The organism is Allobosea sp., assembly GCF_035999205.1.
GTDB lineage: Bacteria > Pseudomonadota > Alphaproteobacteria > Rhizobiales > Beijerinckiaceae > Allobosea.
Genome location: NZ_DASYHA010000021.1, coordinates 370,811 through 389,771 on the forward strand (window position 1 = coordinate 370,811; position 18,961 = coordinate 389,771).

Annotated in this window: 15 protein-coding genes and 1 pseudogene; 7 read left to right on the forward strand and 9 right to left on the reverse strand. The window is 63.6% G+C overall.

Going from position 1 to position 18,961, the window contains the following annotated elements; genetic code table 11:
* Nucleotides 1–2 precede the first annotated feature (2 nt).
* From VGN82_RS12310 to VGN82_RS26465, 3 genes and pseudogenes are all read left to right on the forward strand, one after another.
* On the forward strand, nucleotides 3–1,085 hold the full coding sequence (locus tag VGN82_RS12310; protein WP_327527298.1) for an ATP-binding protein: 1,083 nt from the start codon (nucleotides 3–5) through the stop codon (nucleotides 1,083–1,085).
* Complete coding sequence (locus tag VGN82_RS12315; protein ID WP_327527299.1) at nucleotides 1,085–2,914, forward strand: TniQ family protein; 1,830 nt, start codon at nucleotides 1,085–1,087, stop codon at nucleotides 2,912–2,914. Before VGN82_RS12310 ends, VGN82_RS12315 begins: the two co-directional genes overlap by 1 nt.
* 605 nt (nucleotides 2,915–3,519) lie before the next feature.
* Nucleotides 3,520–3,769: pseudogene (locus VGN82_RS26465) on the forward strand (IS5/IS1182 family transposase); the annotation flags it as partial.
* A 23-nt stretch (nucleotides 3,770–3,792) separates the two neighbouring features.
* On the opposite strand, the gene VGN82_RS12325 reads toward VGN82_RS26465, so the two are convergent.
* The 3 genes from VGN82_RS12325 to VGN82_RS12335 all read right to left on the reverse strand — a co-directional run bounded on the left by VGN82_RS12325 (nucleotide 3,793) and on the right by VGN82_RS12335 (nucleotide 7,913).
* A complete protein-coding gene (locus tag VGN82_RS12325) occupies nucleotides 3,793–4,686 on the reverse strand; it encodes a hypothetical protein (protein WP_327527300.1) in 894 nt (297 codons plus the stop codon).
* A 513-nt stretch (nucleotides 4,687–5,199) separates the two neighbouring features.
* Nucleotides 5,200–6,873 (reverse strand): ABC transporter permease, encoded by a 1,674-nt coding sequence (locus tag VGN82_RS12330; RefSeq protein WP_327527301.1) that lies wholly within the window; start codon nucleotides 6,871–6,873, stop codon nucleotides 5,200–5,202.
* Complete coding sequence (locus VGN82_RS12335; RefSeq protein ID WP_327527302.1) at nucleotides 6,870–7,913, reverse strand: ABC transporter ATP-binding protein; 1,044 nt, start codon at nucleotides 7,911–7,913, stop codon at nucleotides 6,870–6,872. The genes VGN82_RS12330 and VGN82_RS12335 overlap by 4 nt, the downstream gene beginning before the upstream one ends.
* A gap of 117 nt (nucleotides 7,914–8,030) precedes the next feature.
* On the opposite strand from VGN82_RS12335, the gene VGN82_RS12340 reads away from it, so the two are divergent.
* Both VGN82_RS12340 and VGN82_RS12345 read left to right on the forward strand, forming a co-directional pair.
* Nucleotides 8,031–9,017, forward strand: coding sequence for an extracellular solute-binding protein (locus VGN82_RS12340; RefSeq protein ID WP_327527303.1), 987 nt, complete (start codon nucleotides 8,031–8,033; stop codon nucleotides 9,015–9,017).
* A gap of 44 nt (nucleotides 9,018–9,061) precedes the next feature.
* Complete coding sequence (locus VGN82_RS12345) at nucleotides 9,062–10,072, forward strand: hypothetical protein (RefSeq protein ID WP_327527304.1); 1,011 nt, start codon at nucleotides 9,062–9,064, stop codon at nucleotides 10,070–10,072.
* A gap of 219 nt (nucleotides 10,073–10,291) precedes the next feature.
* On the opposite strand, the gene VGN82_RS12350 is transcribed toward VGN82_RS12345, so the two are convergent.
* From VGN82_RS12350 to VGN82_RS12370, 5 genes are all read right to left on the reverse strand, one after another.
* Nucleotides 10,292–10,645 carry a hypothetical protein gene (locus tag VGN82_RS12350; RefSeq protein WP_327527305.1) on the reverse strand — a complete coding sequence of 118 codons (354 nt, stop codon included), beginning with the start codon at nucleotides 10,643–10,645 and terminating at the stop codon, nucleotides 10,292–10,294.
* Between the two features lie 621 nt (nucleotides 10,646–11,266).
* Nucleotides 11,267–12,277 carry an extracellular solute-binding protein gene (locus VGN82_RS12355; RefSeq protein WP_327527306.1) on the reverse strand — a complete coding sequence of 337 codons (1,011 nt, stop codon included), beginning with the start codon at nucleotides 12,275–12,277 and terminating at the stop codon, nucleotides 11,267–11,269.
* Nucleotides 12,278–12,354: 77 nt separating this feature from the next.
* Nucleotides 12,355–13,998, reverse strand: coding sequence for an ABC transporter permease (locus VGN82_RS12360; RefSeq protein ID WP_327527307.1), 1,644 nt, complete (start codon nucleotides 13,996–13,998; stop codon nucleotides 12,355–12,357).
* Entirely contained in the window at nucleotides 13,995–15,053 is a 1,059-nt protein-coding gene (locus VGN82_RS12365; RefSeq protein WP_327527308.1) for an ABC transporter ATP-binding protein, read from the reverse strand. The genes VGN82_RS12360 and VGN82_RS12365 overlap by 4 nt, the downstream gene beginning before the upstream one ends.
* Before the next feature lie 58 nt (nucleotides 15,054–15,111).
* A complete protein-coding gene (locus VGN82_RS12370) occupies nucleotides 15,112–15,870 on the reverse strand; it encodes an inositol monophosphatase family protein (RefSeq protein ID WP_327527309.1) in 759 nt (252 codons plus the stop codon).
* A 171-nt stretch (nucleotides 15,871–16,041) separates the two neighbouring features.
* Between VGN82_RS12370 and VGN82_RS12375 the strand changes: the two genes are divergently transcribed.
* Complete coding sequence (locus VGN82_RS12375; RefSeq protein WP_327527310.1) at nucleotides 16,042–16,818, forward strand: DeoR/GlpR family DNA-binding transcription regulator; 777 nt, start codon at nucleotides 16,042–16,044, stop codon at nucleotides 16,816–16,818.
* A 65-nt stretch (nucleotides 16,819–16,883) separates the two neighbouring features.
* Here the strand turns inward: VGN82_RS12375 and VGN82_RS12380 are convergent, their stop codons facing one another.
* Complete coding sequence (locus VGN82_RS12380; protein WP_327527311.1) at nucleotides 16,884–17,762, reverse strand: TIGR01459 family HAD-type hydrolase; 879 nt, start codon at nucleotides 17,760–17,762, stop codon at nucleotides 16,884–16,886.
* 150 nt (nucleotides 17,763–17,912) lie between these two features.
* Here VGN82_RS12380 and phnD point away from each other — a divergent pair, with 150 nt between their 5' ends.
* Nucleotides 17,913–18,959, forward strand: a complete 1,047-nt coding sequence (phnD, locus tag VGN82_RS12385; protein WP_327527312.1) for a phosphate/phosphite/phosphonate ABC transporter substrate-binding protein — start codon at nucleotides 17,913–17,915, stop codon at nucleotides 18,957–18,959.
* Nucleotides 18,960–18,961: the final 2 nt, after the last annotated feature.

Here is an 18,961-nt window from a genome sequence, read left to right on the forward strand (position 1 = left end):
CAGTGAGCGATACAACTTCGAACTCTGCTGTCGACCAGCTCCGCGCTTCACTGCCCGAGTCTCAGCGCACAATCATCCATACGATGGAAAACGTTCGCGCGGAGTACATCGTAACAGATTTGGACGATCGTCTCGACAAGGGCATGAATGCTCTGATCCGCACAATCGTCAGCAGGCGTGCACATGGTCAGACCGATGCCGATCCGCTCCGGAAGGAAGCTCGTGCGATTGTAGTGGTTGGTGAGGCCGGCACCGGCAAGACCGTTTCCATCGAGAGGCTGTTCCGGACCCACCCCGCCCTGAAGGGCTACGGGCACCCCGGTTCCGGCTGCCCTCTGATCAGCGTGACCGTTCCCGCGCCGTGCACGCTCAAGTCGCTCGGCATGAGCATCCTCCACGCCCTCGGGTATCCGCTGGCGCGCGACCTGCGCGAGTATCTGCTCTGGGCCCGCGTTCACGAGGCGCTGAAGACAGCAGGCATCCTCCTGCTGCACCTCGACGAACTGCACAACCTGACGGACAACGCAAATGTTCTGGAGATTGACACGATCCGAAAGGCGATGAAGTCCATCATGGTCTCGAACGAGTGGCCGGTCGGGCTCGTCATCAGCGGCCTGCCCAGCCTCGTCCCCGCCATGCGCGAGATCGACGAAGTGCGGCGCAGGGGCCGCTTCATCCAGCTGCCGCAGTTGTCGATGCCGGCCGACACGCCGCTCATCGCAGAGACGCTGTCCCGCTGCTGCTCCGTCGCATCGATTGCGACGGCAGAGGGCTTCGCGGAGGCGATCGGGCCGCGGCTGGGCCATGCCGCTCTCAATCGCTACGGGATCGCGGTGGAACTGATCCATGAGGCGATCGAGGATTGCCTCATCTCCGCCGATGATGAGCTCCAGATCGCACATTTCGCTAACGCGTTCGCCGACCGGACCGGATGCGGCGATAGGATGAATCCGTTCATCGCGCCCGATTGGTACGACATTGATGCCAGCCTGATTCTGCTCGATGAGATGCCGCCCGAACCGATCCTCGCCGGCGACCCGAAGCCAAAGTCGTCCGGACGCAATTCGCCGAAGAGGAAGAAGTGATGCGCATTTTTCCCACTGTGCCTGCTCGCCTGGACGAGACTCCCGCCAGCTTGGTCTCCCGACTTGCGGTTCGCCACAACGCCCCGTCAGTCCGCAGCTTCTCTCTCGACATGGGCATGCCATTCCAGGCGATCGTCGACGGGGATCCGGAAGCGGTCCGGCATGTTGCCGGGTTGGTCGGTTGCCCGGTCGAGCCGCTTATGAATGCCACTATCACCAGGACCGGAGCCAACTTCGGGCTCCGCGGTCAACAGATGCAGAAGGCGACGCTGAGGCGCGCCAAAGTCGTGGTCTGCCCGCGGTGCATCGCGGACGATCTGGCAGACGACGCCAACCCCTGGATGGCGAGCGGTCGCGTCGATTGGCTCCTCGATCCGATCCGGGCGTGCAGGCATCATGGCCTTGCGCTGATGGAGGTCGCCCACGTCGATACGCCGACCATGCTGCACGACTTCGCGCGCTGCCTCGCCCCCTCGCTCAGCAAGATTCAGGGCCTGTCGTCCGAGGCAGAGGTCGTGAAGCCGTCGCCGCTGGAGGGCTATCTGATCGATCGGCTCGATGGCAAAGCGGGGCCGGATTGGCTGGACGCCCTGCCTTGGCATGCCGCAGCCAAGGCGTGCGAGATGATCGGTGCCGTTGAGGTATTCGGGTGCAAGGCCCCAATCAAGACCATGACCGACGACCAGTGGCGGGAGGCAGGCAAGGCTGGCTACGACATCGTCAGCGGCGGCGACGGCGGCATCCGCGCCTTCCTGGAGCGCACGCGGGCCAACTATAAGGGAGCCGCATCCGATTCCGCCGGCCCTCAGGCCTGGTTCGGTCGCCTGCATACATGGCTGACCGATGTTCGCGACGATGCGTACGACCCTCTGCGAGGCATCATCGTTGACGTCGTGCGCAACAGCGCTCCGGTCGGCCCGGAGGATAGGCTCTATGGTCGCCAGATCGTGGAGCAGCGGAAGCTGCATTCCATTCGAACTGCCGCTCTCGAAACTGGCCTGCATCCGAAGCGGCTGCGGCGCCTCCTTGCTGCCGCTGGGACCATTCCCTCGAACCATCGCGACCTGACCGACGACAGGGTGATCTTCCCCGCGCCGAACGCCGAAGCTATCCTGCTCAAGGCAAAGCGAGCGATCAGCGAGCTCGAGGCACAAACCTACCTCAACGCTGGCAGGGTCCACACCAGGCTGTTGGCTCAGGCTGGCCTCATCGTGCCGCTCGCGACCTCGGGACAGGAGGATCTCCCGCGCAAGGCCTACGACACTCAGGAGCTCGACGATTTCCTAACGGCACTCTCGGCTAGGGCCGAAATCGTTCCCTTCTATGCCGAGCCCATCCACCGGATCCCCGGAGCCGCCAAGCGCGCTAATTGCAGCGCCATCGAGATCGTGCGGGCGATCCTCGACGGGGCGCTGAAATGGGTCGGCCAGGTCGCCGGAGAGCAAGGCTACATGTCGATCCTGGTGAACGCGGCGGAAGTCCGTAACCTTGTTCGCGGAGACCACGGCGACAGACTGACACTGCGTGCCGTGGAAGCTCAGTTGAAGACAAGCACTGCCGTGGTCGATGCCTTGGTGCGGTCTGGCATCCTTCCATCGGAACGTGCGATCAGCCCACTCAACAGGTGTCCGTACACCGCGGTGAGGGCGGCCGATCTGGATGCCTTTTGCACGACGTATGGTTCGCTGCAGGAACTGGCGCGCGAGCGAGACCTGCATTTCAATGAGTGCAAGAAGCTCCTGGCAGCAAACGGGGTCGAGCCGGCTTTCGACAAGTCAATCGTGCCGCTGACGCTTTATCGGCGATCGGATATCCCACCGGGAATTTAGTCCCGAACTCGCCACGTGTTGGCCCGTCTCTCCCAGTGAGAGGCGGGCTTTTTTCTGCACAGAATGCCGGAAAAATCGCTCGATCCGCTCCTTGTTGCGGAAGAACTTTGCACCCGAACGCGGAAGGCTGGACGCAAAGCCTCTCCACGCACCCCAACAAAATTCGCAGTAATTCCCTGCGACTGCGGCGAACTATGGTTCCCATCACAGTGAAGAGAGAGGCATAGTGTTGCCGCGATTGTCGGTCGAGTTCCGCAATCTGCTTCTGGACGCCCGGCCTTAGCCGGGCGTCAAACGCGCTTCTCAGGTGCCCCGATTACAGTTCGCAAGTAAGATGGTCATCTTCCATCGACGGCGTGAGTTGCCGCTGGTGGGCTTTTGGCGGTTGATTGGCCGGCTCCCTCCCCCATTCGGGTTCGGCGCGATGTTGCGTGTCAGCAAGGCATCCATAACGGCAGGGTCCGTATGTGCGCACGGTCTAATTTCCCAAGATGGCCACTAGCTGACATCTGGAGCGTCTGCTTTCCGGCACTCTAGCTGGCATGGCGACGCAACGGTCCAAGCTGGCCCGTAGCTGTCATCGGGAATGTCCACTTTAGGACAGTAAGTCGGGAACGATGCTGCTGGCTGATCTCGGGTATGATGCGGGCTGGATCAGAGCCCTGGCAAGCGGGCCAATATCCCGCCAAGGCGCAATCGCAATGACACGATCTGCTTTAGCCCCATCTCTATCGCGCCCGAAATCTGGTCGGTTTCTTCAACAAGATCAAGCAATGCCGACGTGTCGCAACGCGTTACTACAAGCTCGCGGCGAATTACCTCGCCTTCGGCAAACTCGCATCAATCAGGCTATAGCTCCGCGCTAATGAGTCCACTCTCTATAGAGTCGGTGAGTTTCTTGAGCTCTCGGCCGGTTTGGCAGGAGCCTGCTGCTCTTTCAGGTTCTTCCCAATTAGATCGCCGCGCGAGCGGATGACGTAAGCGGTAACGACGTCACGAACCCGATCCTCGGCGATCTTGCGTACCATTGAGCGATCTGACAGCCCACCTGACTCATTTTCCGCCAGCTCGGTAGTGACCTTCACCAGCGCATCTATGTCGCTTTGACAGAAGATCATGGCCGCTTTCGCGACAACCTCCGCCTTCTCGTCCGTCAGGAGCATGGTCGCTCCTTCCTTACCAATGCAGGCAAGCGTTTTTGTGCGGATAAGGTCTCGGGTTTTCTCAAGGAGTTCAGTCCTCTCGGCCCTAGCTGCCTTTGCACGGGTCTCGGCTTCGATCCGCTGAGCTTCGGCATGTGCTGCAGCAGCCTCGCGCTCAGCCTTTTCCTTCTCCAGCCTGGCCTGTCGTTCCGCGCGCTCGCGCTCCTCGTTTGCCTGTCGCTCAGCTGCTGTGCGCTCGGCGTTGACGCGAGAGCTCGCGATCTGGCTCGCCAAGCGCACGCGGACAGCGCGTTCCAGATCCGTGAGATATGGGCCCGTGTAAAAAGCTTGCCCGCCGAAGCCGTAGATTGCGTCGTGTGCCGAAATCATCACCGAGATCGACTGCGAGCAAATCGAAACTGCGCGATTGATCAGCGATTGAAAGCTGTCATATGCGACCGCGCCATCGAAGCCATCGTCCCGACGAACAACGGCTGCGACGCAATCGGTTGCGGCTCTAACGTAGGGAACATGCTGCCTACGCTTTTGCGCTTCTGACGGCGCCGGCGATTGAGCTAGAGCCGGCAGAGCCGCTGCCGCCAATACACCCAGAACAAGTAACGTACGCATAGACTTTCCCCCGCAGCGCGCGTGTTTTACCAATCCTTAACTGCAAGTCGAGTCGGACATTTGGGTTCGGTAAAGACCTGAGGGATAGCGCCAGCTGGGAATTTTGAGCGCGCCGCTTGTGCCGGGGCGCGCTGTCCGGACCTCCATTGAAAGCGAGATCTGGTTGTCGAAGGTCGCGCATTTTTGCGAGGGCGATGAAAGAATCCAAGAATGTCTGCTTCCTGGCGACGTGCCAATGTCCGCAACTGGCGCAGTGCAGGGCTGCAGGCTTAATATGTCTGGCGCCGTCTATCGGATAAGTTGCGGAATGATCGTTCGCTCGTCTCGACCGAGACGGCGGGGCGACCCACACGCTCGAGTGTAGATGGGCGCCATCCACTGATCGGAGATGTCCAATAGCGCCGTCTGCGCGCCGCTCTGTGGCGCGTCGCGCCGACGCACGACGGCCAGTTCGCCCTCGACTTGAGTCTCGAAATTTATCGCGACTCCGCCAAGCCGCACATGGTGCGCGGCTTACAGCAGTGCGCGCTCGTCACGTCCCAGCAGGCGGAAGGCCAGGTAGATCGCACTGCCGCTAAGCACGAGCAGGATTGTCGAAAGCGAGGCGGCCGTGCCGTAGTCGCCGTCGTTGATCGCGATGTAGATCTTGACCGGCATCGTGATCGTCCCGCCGACATAGAGCACCAGCGAGGATGAGAGCTCGTTGATCGCCGTCACGAAAGACAGCATCGCGCCGGCGACGATGCCGGGCAGGATCAGCGGAATCGTGACCTTGATGAAGGCATGGACCGGGCTGTAGCCGAGCGAGACCGCCGCCTCCTCCATGCTCGGTCCGACCTGCCGCAGCGCTGCCGCCGAGGAGCGCACCGCATAGGGCAAGCGGCGGATGAAGACGGAGAGAATGATGATCGCAGCCGTACCGGTCATCACCAATGGCGGCGTGTTGAAGGCTGCGATGAAGGCGACGCCGATGACGATGCCCGGCATGACGTAGGGCACCATCAGCGTCGCGTCGAGCAGCGAACTCTGGGCAGAATTGCGCCTCGCCACCAGGCAGCCGATCAGCGTGCCGACGACGACGATCAGCAGCACGGAGACGCCGGAGAAGACGAGCGAGTTGCGGACGACGTCGCCGAGCGTGGCGATGATGCGGCTGTAGCTCTCGAGGCCGAAACCGGGCTGAAACACCGGCCCGTTCGTCTTCCGCACCGAGTAGATCGCCGCGATGATCGCCGGCATCGCTCCGCCCAGGGCGATAAAGTAGACCGCCGCATGAGCCGCGACATTGGCGAAGCCGCGCAGCTGGATCTTATCCGGTCGGTTGATCAGGTTGCTGTGGTAGACGTTGCGCCGCGACATGTAGCGCTGGATGAAGACGAAGACCATCGACATCAGGATCAGCACCAGGCTGAGCGTGGTCGCCATGCCGAGATTGGAGCCGATCTCGGCGGAATAGGCGGTGTAGGCCTCGGTCGCGAGCACGTTGAAGCCGCGTCCGAGCAGGCGCGGCGTGCCGAAATCGGCGATGGCATGGATCAGCGCCAGGAGTCCGCCGGCCGAGAGCGCCGGCAGCACCAACGGAAAGGAGATCTTGATGACGCGCTGGAACGGCGTCAGCCCGAGATTCTCCGCCGCCTCCTCGAGCGAGCGGTTGATGTTGACGAGCGCGCCGGAGGTCAGCAGATAGACGTAGGGATAGAACTTGAAGGCGAAGACGATGAGGATGCCCCAGACGCCGTAGATCGGCGGCATGAAAATGCCCCAGCCCATCAGGGTTTGCCTGACGATGCCTCCCGAGCCGAACAGCACGATCCAAGAATAGGCACCAATGAAAGGCGGCGAGACCAGCGCCAGGATCGCCATCATTGAGACGAAGCGGCCGCCCGCGATCCGGATGCGGGCCATGCAGAAGGCCATGACCGAGCCGAGCAGGAGCGCGCCCGCCAGACCGCCGAATCCGACGATCAGCGTGTTGACGAGGGCATTGAAATAGCGTGCGCTGGTGAACAGCCTCTGCCAGTTGGCAAATGTGAGTTGGCCGCTCTCGTCGCGAAAGCTGGAGACCAGGACGAGGCCGAGCGGAACCAGCAGCAGCACGATCAGGATCGCCCAGGCCCCCACCGCGACGAGTGTCCAGAAGTCCGGATGCCAGCCGCTGCGTCCGGCCGGGGCGGCGACGGCGCTCATGCCGCACGCTCCATCCGAACGCGCCGCCCAGCAGCATCGAAAGCGTGCAGGTCGGCCCGGTCGAAGCCAAGCCGGATTTCCCGGCCCGTCTCGATGGCGAGGTCCGCGGGCGGCGCGGCGATCTGAGCGACGAGCCGATGCCCCTGTGCCTGCACCGTGAGATGGGCCTCGCGGCCGAGATAGGTGAAATGCTCGACGAGGCCGGTAAAATCCGAGGCCCCGTGCTCGCCCGCCCCACCCTCGGCGAGCCGCAGCCGCTCCGGCCGCAAGGCCCATTGCGCCACGCCAAGCATGTCCGGCAAGCCGAAGGCGGCCGGCGACAGCAGGTTCATCGTCCCGACGAAGGAAGCGACGAAGCGTGTCGCCGGCTGGCCATAGATTTGCTGCGGCGTGCCGATCTGCTCGATCGAGCCGCCGTCCATCACGCAGATCCGGTCGGAAATGGCGAGCGCCTCTTCCTGATCATGGGTGACGTAGATCGCCGCGATGCCGATCGTCCGCTGGATGTCCCGGATCTCGTCGCGCAGGTCGAGCCGGAGCTTTGCGTCGAGATTGGAGAGCGGCTCGTCCATGAGGAGCAGGCGCGGCTTCACCACCATCGCCCTGGCGATGCCAATGCGCTGCTGCTGGCCGCCCGAGAGCGCCGCCGGTAGCCGCTCGGAAAGCGCCGACAGGCGGACGGTCGCCAGCGCCTCCGCGACGCGGTCGCGGATCTCGGAAGCGGCGACCTTGCGCGCCTTGAGGCCGAAAGCGACATTCTCGGCGACTGTCAGATGCGGGAAGATCGCATAATCTTGGAAGACCATGCCGATGTCGCGCCTGTGCGGCGGCACCGTCAGCAAATCGGTTCCGTCGAGTTCGACATTGCCTGCGGATAGTTGCGAGAAGCCGGCGATCGAGCGCAACAGGGTAGTTTTCCCGCAACCCGACGGACCGAGCAGCGTGAAGAATTCACCCTTCGCGACGGTGAAGGACACGCCGTTCAGCGCTGTCGTAGCCCCATAGCGCTTGATAGCGCCTTCGACGTTCAGATAGGCCATACCGGCAAAGAACCCTCGCCCCTCTCCTAGTTGCGCATGACCGCGATTGGACGGCAAGATGGCCGATCGTTCGCCGGCGCAGATCGGCGCCTTGAGAAGAGATTTGGGGAGCGGACCATGACGTCGAGCAGCAACTGGGTCGGGTGCATCTTGGTGGCGGCGGGCCTCCTTGGCGCTACGGAGGCGGCGGTTGCCGCCGACAACAAGGTCGTCCTCTACACCGCACACAAATCCTCGATCGTGCAGAAGATGATCCCGCTCTTCGAGGCGGAAACCGGTATCAAGGCCGAAGTGGTGCAGCTCGGCTCCGGCGATGTTTTCCGTCGCGCGCGCGCCGAGGCGGGCGCGCCCAAGGCCGACGTAATCTGGAGCGTCACCGGATCGCTGCTGGGCGAGAATGCCGATCTGCTCGCGCCGTATGCCCCGAAGGACCAGGGTGCCATCGACGAGCGCTTTATCAGTAGCCCCGCATGGACGCCTTACACGACCGTGATCTACGTGCTCATGGTCAATAATCGCATGGTCAAGGAGGCCGACATCCCGAGGACCTGGGCTGCGCTTTCCGATCCGAAATGGAAGGGCAAGGTCGCCTCGGCCCGCGTCGACAATTCCGGCTCGGCCTTCCAGCAGATGACGACGGTGCTCACCGCCGGCGGCGACAAGGGCTGGGAGAATTACGGCAAGCTCGCTAAGAACTTCATCTTCTCCGACAGCTCCGGTGCGGTGCCGCGCTTCGTCGCAGATGGTGAGGCGGCGCTCGGCCTGACGCTTGAGGACAACGCGCTAGAATATGTCGCCGGCGGCGCGGCGGTGAAGATCGCCTACATCGAGGACGGCACCACGACCTCGCCCGACGGCGTGGCGATGCTCAAGGGCGCGCCCAATCCCGAGCCCGCGAAGCGCTTCATCGACTGGGCCTTGTCGAAGAAGACGCAGGAGGCGCTGGTCAAGGAGGCCGGGCGCCGTTCGGTGCGCAAGGACGTCGCCGCGCCGGGCGATGTGAAGCCTCTCTCTGAACTGACCCTGGTCAAGCTCAAATCCGTCGAGGAGCTCGGCGGCACCAAGGCGATGATCGAGAAGTGGCGGCAGGTGACCGGTCAGTGACAGGGGCGACGGGCACGTACTGACTGCCGGACTCGACGACGACCATGCAGATCGAATGCTTCAGCCTCGGCAAGCGCTTCGCCCATCCCGAGGAGAACGAGGACAGCGCCGTCATCCTGCCGGGTCGCGGCTATGCTGTGATCGATGGGGTGACGGACCGCAGCGGGCGCCGCTTCGGTGCGATGCGGGCCGGTCGTTTCGCTTCAGGCCTGGTGGCGGCAGAGGTCACGCGCTTCCTTCTGGCCGAGGACCTGAGCGTACGCGGCGGCCAGGAGCGGGTGGATAGACTCGTCAAGGCCCTGGGCGATGCCCTGCGCGCGGGCTATGCGGCTCATGGCCTTCTGGAAAAGGCGTCGACCGATCCCGCTGCCCGGATCGGGTGCACGCTGGCGCTTGGCTATCATGACGGCCCGACGTTGCAGCTGATCTCGATCGGCGATTCCGGCATCCGGCTCGGGGGGAAGGCGCTGGGCACGATCCACCATGTCGAAGCGAAGCCGCTCGACCGCGTGACGGCCTTGATCCGGCGCGAGTGCTGGGCGCACCTCGGCAAGATGCGGGCTGATCCGTTGTCCCAGCGCAGGATTTCGGACAATGCCGTCTGGAACGGATTGCGCGAGCCGCCGGCCGGGCTGGGCGCGGAGGCTTGCGCCACGGTGAGAGCACATGTGCTGCATCTCTGCGACGAGGAAATGCCGACGATCTCACGGGCCGAGATCGAGCGCCTGATCGATAGCGGTATCAGCGGCCAGCGCGCCTTTGCCAATCATCCCAGCAGCGATTTGGGCTATGGTGTGCTGGACGGCTTTCCTGTCGCCGAGCGGCATGTGTTCACGGCGGACTATCCTGCGACCGAAGTTGCTAGGCTCGAGCTCTTCAGCGACGGCTATTTCGCCGAGCCCGAGGCTTTCGGCGTGGCGGCGTGGGAAGCCAGCTTCGCGGAGGTCGAGCGGCTCGACCCCGATAAGATCGGCCCCTATGCCAGCGTGAAGGGCTCGGCATATGACAGTTGGACCGACGATCGCACCTATCTCGGAATCGCGTTCGATCGCTGAGGAACTCGCGACCAATCTGGCGCGAACATTGTCGTGCCAAGGGAAGCTCCCGCCTAAGACGCTCTCTGGCTGCAAGCGGGTCTCTGACCTACAGCACTGTGAGCACCCGCCCTACTGATACCGCCATTAACCCAGACACACGGCTGTCCTTTGGCGCGTGGTCGCGGATGTCTGCTTTCCGCCAATCAGCGGGAGTCCGCTGTAGGCGCTCCTCAGCCATCAGCGAGGCGCCATTCTGAAAAGCAGCGCGTTAGCAGGTTGCCTGGTCTGGTTGGCGCACCAAGCCATAGCGCCTTGCGTACGTACCTCGTCGAACCTCCGCTTCAACTCACGATCGAGCGCCGTTCGACCGACGTCTGGCCCGAGTGCTTCATTGGCCGCGTCGGTCATCGCCTTGGCTGCCTTGGTCGCGACATCGAGGTTAACATACTGTGTTGGCGGGCAAAATTCGACGATCGCGGCGTAGAGGCTGGCCGATCGGGCAATCCCCTCAACCGTGATCTTTTGGGCGGCCGCGGGCATGGTCACGCTGATGATCGCCGCCACAACGGCGACGCGCAATCTGGTAGGCATCGACGTCATTCTGGAATTTACGAGGGCAGGTCTGGAACTCTCCACGACCATAGCGCAATCGGGCAACGCGAAGGCGTGCATCCTAAACTTTGCACCGGAAATTTGCTCTTCGCGCATTGCGCGCCACGGTCCGCCGGATTGGTGCCGCAACCTCATAGGAACTGGAAGACCGTGACTGGCCCCATCCTGTTTCTCCATGCTGGTTGCGCTTCGGCACACCGTTCCCATCGACCTGCCAATGCAAGGATGCGCTGACGGCCGAGTTTGAGTGATGTGCGAGCGAGAGCTTTCCGATCAGACAATCAACCGACTGGCCGAGGCCATTTCTGCTGAGATCCTGAAGCAATTCGACGCGAGCGGTCCAGCCGCGCCGAGCCCCGACCAGAGCATGCGCAATGTCCTGATCGAGGGATGAAAGACTTGGTCAAAGCCGCGGGCGCCCGTCGTTTCTCTCCGGTCTTCGGCGCAAGCGCATGACAAGAATCGCGGGCCCGAGCACCCTGCCCAGGGCGCAACTATGCCGATGGTGATCCGAACTTGAGAGAGCCTCGTAGCCCCCTCGAGCCGCGCCACTGACATGCCCGCCTTTTGGCGGGCATGTCAGCTCTTTAGCTTGCAATCTTACTTCGCCGGGCCAGCATAGGACTGCCAGCGCTTCAGGAATTCGTCGCGCTTGGCCGCGGCTTCGGTCTCGTCGATGTCGAAGACCTTGATGCTACCGATGGCCGGTAGGTCGGCGTATTTAGAAACGTCGATGTCGGACCGACTGGGACGACGGAAGGCGTTCTCCAGCAATGCGATCTGCACCTCCTTCGAGAGCAGCAAATCATAGGCCGCCTTGGCAGTCGCGCCGGCTGGTGCGCCCTTGACCAGAACCTGGAATTCGGGCGTCGAGAATGTGCCTTCCGCCGGGTAGAGCAGCGAGATCTCCCGCTGCCCGCCGGCGACATAGGCATAGGCGTTGGACTCGAAGGTCAGCCCCACCGAATACTCGCCCTGGGCGACGCTGCGCAGCACGGTCGAGGCTGCACTGGAGACGGTCAGGTTGCCCGCCAGCGTCTTGAGCGCCTCGGGGCCCAGCAGCTTGTCGATGCCCCAGAGGATCGTATAGGCGGTCGAGCTGTTGGCCGGGTCGGCGATGATGATCTTGCCCTTGAAGGCGGGCTCCAGCAGGTCCTTCCAGGTCTTCGGCGCGGCGGCACCGCCGAGCTGGTTCTTGTTGATCATCGCCACGACGAGATGGACGTTGGAGGCCGTCCAGAGATTCTGCGGATGTCGCAGCGAGGCCGGGACGTTTGCGGCCTCGGGTGAGGCATAGGGCTCGAATAGCTGCGTGAAGGCGCCGAGAGTGTTGGCGCTCGAGCTCCAGAACAGATCACCTTGCGGCTTGGCGGCTTCCGCTTCCAGCCGGCGCAGCAGCTGGCCCGAACCGCCCGTGATGGTGCTGATCTTCAGGTTTGGCAGCTTCTCCTTGGCGACGCCGAGGATGGCATCGACGGATTGGGCGTTGTTCGAGGTGTAGAGCACCACATTGCCTGATGCGCCCTGGGCCAGCGCCGGGCCGAGAGCTGGCGTGGCAGCCAGGCCCGCAAGCCCGGCGAGCATCGCACGACGATCGATGCTGTTGGTCATGGTCGGTCCTTTCATCGTATTACCCTCATGTCCGGCGCGGCGCGAAATGCCGCATTGGAGGTTTGTGGTGCGTTGGCTCAGCTCTTCGACGAGAACAGATCGACCTTGAAGATGCGGGTCGCGACGATGATCGGGATCAGGATCACCGCGACGAGCACCAGCCCATAGGCCGAGGCCTGGGCCATCAGGTTGGAGTCGATCAGCTTGTAGATCTGGATCGGCATTGTCTCGCGACCGCCGGAATAGACGATGATCGAGGCGGACAGCTCGGCCACCGTGGTCGTCCAGGTCAGGACGGCGGCAGCCGCGATCGCCGGCACCATCAGCGGCAGCACGACCTTGAAGAAGGTCGCGACCGGCGGGACGCCGAGGCTGATCGAAGCCTCTTCGATCGAGTTCGGGATGTTGTAGAGCGTCGAGGACGCGTTGCGGATGCCGAAGGGCAGCCGGCGCACGATATAGGCCAGCACGATGATGCTCGCCGTGCCGGTTAGCGGCAGGAAGCCGGTGTTGAATGACATCAGCAACCCGATGCCGATGATGGTGCCGGAAAGCGCCAGCGGCAGCGCCGTCAGATAATCGAGCGCCGGGGTCAGGACATTGCGCTTCTTGACAATCAGATAGCTGACAAGTGCGCTGAAGGTGATCCCGATCACGGTCGCCATCGCCGAATACGCGAGCGTGTTCAGCACCGGATCCGGGGCGATACGGAAGAGCCGCTCGACATGGACGGTCGTCCACTCGCCCCAGCGCATGACCGGGCCGCGCGAGACCGTGAAGGCGCCGATGACGATCGAGCCCAGCGGCAACAGCGAGACGATGACCAGAAGTGCCGCAAGCACGCCAGTGGCGAGGCCGGCGAGTCCGCGGAGCCTCTGTGCCCGCGCGCCACGGCCTTGCGTCACCTCATGGCGCCCGCGCGAGACGACCCAGCGCTGCAAGAACAGCACGATCATGACCATCGCGATCGAGACCGTGGCCAGCGTCGATTGCATCACCGGATCGGAACCGCCCTCGGCCACCGCGGCCTGGTAGGTCAGGACGGAGAGCAGCGGAACCCGGCTGCCGAGGATGGTCGCCGTCGCGAAATTGCCGACGACGAGCGTGAAGACCAGCAGCGCGCTCGCCAGCACGGACGGGAGGACGACCGGCAGCATCACGTTGAGACGCGAGCGGGAGGGTGAGGTGCCGAGGCTCTGCGCGGCTTCCTCGAGTTGCACGTCGAAGCCGCGGATCGCGGCGAGCGTGCCGATATAGATGTAGGTGTAGTAGGTGAATGTCATCACCGTTATCAGGCCCGGCCAGCCGTAGAAGCTCGGGATGTCGATGCCGCGCGCGCCGAGCCAGCGGGTGATGAAGCCGTTGTTGCCCAGCATCATCAGCCAGGTCTGCGCGGCGATCACCTCCGGGATGACCAGCGTGACGAGCGGCAGCACTGCAACGATGCCCTTGCCGGGAAACTCGAAGCGCGCCGTGAAGTAGGCCAGCGGCACGCCGATCAACGTCGTGCTCAATGTCACGGCAAGGCCGAGCACAATCGTATTGGTGATGGCCGCGGCGTATTTCGGATCGCCGGCCAAGATGACCCAGCCAGAGCGGCCGCCGGCGCCGCCGAAACTGCCGGTCAGCACGTTCAGCAGCGGATAGAGCAGGAAGACGGCCAGGATCGCGAGCGCGAGGACCGAGAACCAGAACCAGACCGAGCGGAACTGCGCGCTCATGACGCCAGGACCAGGGTCTTTGTCGGATCGAAGACGAGCCCGACGCTGGCGCCGGGCTCGAACCGGTCATGCGCGCCACTCTGCAGATCGACCGCGAGTACGCGGCCGCCAGCGAGGGTGACCTTGTAGCTCGTCTTGCCGCCAAGATATTGCCGATGAGCGACGGTCGCGGGGAGCGCGTCCTGCGCGTGTCCCTCCGCAATTATGATGTCTTCTGGCCGTGCCACGAGAATGGCGCGGCCGGGCGTGAGCGCAGCTGGCGCGCGTGCCGTGATCGCGATGCCGTCGAGGGCGATTGGACCGATCTCGCCAGCTTGCCTCGTGACGGTCTCGACCTCGACGAGATTGGCGCCACCGACGAAATCGGCCACATACCCCGTTGCCGGCTCGCGGTAGATCTGCGAGGGCGAGCCAACCTGCTCCAGCCGGCCTTTGTTCATCACGCCGATGCGGTCGGACATCGCGAGCGCCTCCTCGCGATCATGGGTGACGAAAACGGTCGTGATCTTCGCTTCGCGCTGGAGTTCGACGATGGTTTCGCGGACCTGGATGCGCAGCTTTGCATCGAGGTTGGAAAGCGGCTCGTCCATCAGCAGCACCTGCGGCTGGATGACGAGCGCGCGCGCGAGGGCGACACGCTGGCGCTGGCCGCCCGACAGCGCCGCAGGGTGGCGCGCGCCGAGATGGCCGAGGCCCACCCGCTCCAGCGCCGCGCCGACTTTCGCCTTGACCGCGGCGTCAGGGTGCCTGCGGGCTCGCAGTCCGTAGGCGACGTTCTCGAAGACGGTTTTGTCGGGGAACAGTGCATAGTCCTGGAAGACCATGCCGATGTCCCGCCGATGAGGTGGCAGATGAGTCACCTCAGCGCCACCGAAGCGCAGATGCCCGCGCTCGGCTGGAACGAAGCCGGCAATGGTACGCAGCAAGGTCGTCTTGCCGCAGCCGCTTGGCCCCAGAAGCGTGAAGAACGAGCCCGGCTCGATCGCCAGCGCCAGCCCGTCGATGACGCGCGTGCCACCATAAGAGACGGCCAGATCCTCGATCGCGATACCCATGACGTCCCTCTGCGATGAAAGCTCCGGCGGATCGTCGCCGTCTCGGAGCGGAATGCGGTCAGCCTTTCATGGTCTTTTCGACCAGCGCCAGCGCCTCGCGATGCCGGGCGGGATCGCCCCCCACCAAGATGCGCTGACCGGTTTCCTGCGTGATCGGCGCGCCCTGCCAGTCGGTGATGACGCCCCCTGCCCCCTCGACGATGGGGCGGAAGGGCGCGAAATCCCAGAGCTTCAGGCGCGTGTCGAGCGCAACATCGATGCGGCCCGATGCCAGGCGGCCATAGCTCATGCAGGCCCCGCCCCAGATGCGCCAGGCCGTGGCGTCGCGCATCGCGTCGAGCGCGGGGCGCTCCTCATCGCCGAAGAAATCGGGATTGCTGGCTGACATGATGGCCTCGCCGAGGCTGCCACAGGAGCGCGTGCGGCAGGGCTCGCCGTTGTAGAGGGTCTGGCGCCCCTTGACGCCGAGCCAACGCTCGCCGGTGATCGGATGGTCGATGATGCCGAGGATCGGCTCTCCTGCCTGCATCAGCGCGATCAGCGTGCCATAGATGGGCATCCCCGCGATAAAGGCCGCTGTGCCGTCGATCGGGTCGAGCACCCAGACATGCTCGGCTTTGGGATTTTCAGGCCCCTCCTCCTCGCCGATGACGCCGTGCTCGGGAAAGCCGTCGGCAAGGATTTCCCGCATGCGACGCTCAATACGCGCATCGAGTGCCGTGACGAAACTCCGGTCGGGCTTCACTTCCACGTCGGGTCTCACGGTCGCAGCTTCGCGCAGGATGGCTCCGCTCTCCATCGCCAGCCGACTGGCCATATCCAACCATCCGGCCAGATTGTTTTCGGCCCGCATGAGCCATTCCCTCCCACTCGTGAATACGGCTTAGCATTCGTGGATATTTGTGGCAATGTGGGTTTATGACTGAATTCGCCGCGACGATCATATGATCCAGGCGGCGACGTAATCCCGTTCAGCGAGGTCAGGTGGATGTGGCATGAGGAGCGAAAGCAGCGCATTCGCGCGCTTCTCGAAACGTTCGACAGCGTTTCGGTCGAAAGGCTCGCTCATGAGTTCGGCGTGTCGAACGAGACGATCCGCCGGGATCTTGTTGCGATGGAGCAGGAAGGGGGACTGCGGCGGGTCCATGGCGGAGCCGTCAGTCTGCCCGCCGAACAGGATGCTTCCTACGAAGCGCGATCCACTGTCCGCTTGAAAGAAAAGCGCGCGATTGCCCGCGCCGCGACGGGACTGGTCCGGAGTGGCCAGACCCTGTTCCTGGATGGCGGGACGACGACGGCGGCCTTGGCAGAAGAACTGAAGGCCATGCCGGGGCTCAACATCCTGACGAACTCCCTCCAGGTCGCCACGATCATGGCGTCGACGCGGCAAGTGACGGGTAGCCGTGTCTTTCTGCTCGGAGGTTTGATCGTGCATGAACTGCCGGAGACGGGCGGCGCCTCGACGATCAACGACATCTACAGGTTCAAGGCGGACCTGGCACTTCTATCGCCCTTCGGCATCGACATAAGCGGAGCCGCGACCAACTTCTTCGAACACACGGCGGAAATCGCCCGAGCCATGGTGCTCAACTCGGCAGCCGTGGTCCTGATCGCCGATCACTCGAAAATTGGCGTCACCAGCCGCGTGCGATTCTGCGAACTCGATCAGGTTTCGGTGCTCGTGACTGACAAGAAGGCGAAAACACTGCCGGCGCTTGCATCCCTCTCGAAGGTGATTGAGCGCGTTGTCATTGCAAACGCCTAGCCTGCGATCTGCGGCCTCTGGCACGGCCGGCCTTTAGCCGTGGCTGGGCTGACGCAGCATTTCCGTCAACCGAGCCACGGCAGGGCGTAGGTCGGGCTTCGTTGGGCGCGCGCGAAGAGATCAAGGCAACTCGCGGGATCCATCGTCGCGCCATGCCAGCTGATCTCACCACGATGGATGCCACCGCCGACGAACACGCTGTCGAGGCCGGCAGCCTCGGCGCCCGCAATATCATGCTCAAGCGAATCACCGATGGCGACGACCTGGCGCCGATCGACACCGAGGCGGGCAAGGCAATTGCGATAGATGCGTGGCTCCGGCTTGCCGTGATAGCGCACCGTGCCGCCCAATCGCTCATAGGCCCGCGCGACCGCACCGGGCGCCTCCTGCAGGCCACCACCGGCACTGGCACGCTGCAGGTCAGGATTGGCGCAGACCATCGGCAAACGCCGCTCGATCGCGGCCTTGAGCACATGCATCCAGCCCGCCACCGATTGCCCGGGTGGGTCCATGGTCATCAGCAGGATGAAATCCGCCCGGGCGACATCGTCAACGAGGGCAAGCCCCAAGCCATCCGCTAGGTGCGCCTCACCGGCCCGCGCCAGCAGCAGGCAGCGCCGGCCGAGCGCCCGGTAGAATGGCTCGTCGCGCACCGACAACGCGTCGCGCGCATCGTCGCCGCCGGAAACGACATTGTCATAGAGCTCGCGAGCGAAGCCCATTTTCGCCAACAGGGCGGCGTTTTCGGTCCCGAGGCGACCGGAATTCGAGAGGATGATGACGCGCTTGCCGGCGCTCCGCAGCCATTCGAGCGCCGCCAGGGCACCCGGATAGGGCCGCACGCCGTCATGCAGGACGCCCCATTGGTCGAGCAGGAAGGCGTCATAACGCCAGGCCAGCGCCGCGAGATTCTCTGGAAATTGGGTGAAAGGTCGCTGTTGCATCATCGGGGTCGAGGCCAAGCCAGCCGCTACTGCATGGCAAGACCACTATAGTCGCAGGGCGTGATCGCCCTGCCCGGCTGGAATATGACAGTTTTGTGTCACATAATAGAGCCGGCTCATAACAAAGATCGACCGGGAGAGACGCCAACAATGACCAAGCTGATGACCTACCTGTCCGCGACCGCCTCGCTGCTGCTGGGCCTCGGGCTCGCCGGCGTGGCTCAGGCGCAGGATGCCTGCCCCAATCGCGGGCAACTCGACACGATGTATTGCGACGCCAACAAGGACCTCGTCGCCGACGTGCCGACCGATGCTTCGAAGCAAAAGGACCCGTCGGCGCTGGTCTGGGCCTATACGCCGGTCGAGGACCCCGCCGTATACGCCAACATCTTCAAGCCGCTGACCGATCATCTCGCCGCCTGCACGGGCAAGCGGATCGTCTATTATCCCGTTCAGTCGAACTCCGCAGAGATCGAGGCGATGCGCTCGGGCCGCCTGCACTTCGCCGGCTTCTCGACCGGCCCGACCGGCTTCGCCGTCAACCTGGCCGGGGCGATCCCCTTCGCGGCCAAAGGGTCGGCTGCGGGCGTGCGCGGCTATAATCTTGTCGCCGTCGTCAAGGCTTCCAGCCCCTATCAGAAGCTCGCCGACCTCAAGGGCAAGAAGGTCGCCCACACCTCGCCCTCGTCCAATTCCGGCAACCTCGCCCCGCGTGTGCTGTTCCCCGAACATGGGCTCGAAGCTGACAAGGACTACAAGCCGCTCATGTCCGGTGGCCACGACAAGTCGATCCTCGGCGTGGTTTCGGGCGATTATGACATGGGTGCGGTCGCCGGAGACGTCTATGAGCGCATGATCGTGCGCGGCACGATCAAGAAGGAGGACACCCGGGAGATCTATCGCAGCGCGATCTTCCCAACCTCCTCCTTCGCCTATGCGCATGACCTCAAGCCCGAGCTCGCCAAGAAGCTGACCGATTGCTTCTTCTCCTTCCGCTTCACCCCCGAGATGACCAAAGAGTTCAACGGCGACGATCGATTCCTGCCGATCACCTACCAGAAGGACTGGGCGATCGTGCGTGACGTCGCCGAAAAGTCGGGCACGCCCTACAACAAGTCGGCCTATGACACCGAGGCCAAGCGCGAAGCCGACGAACTCGCCAAGAAGAAGGCACAGCCCGCCCCGGCCAAGCCCTAATC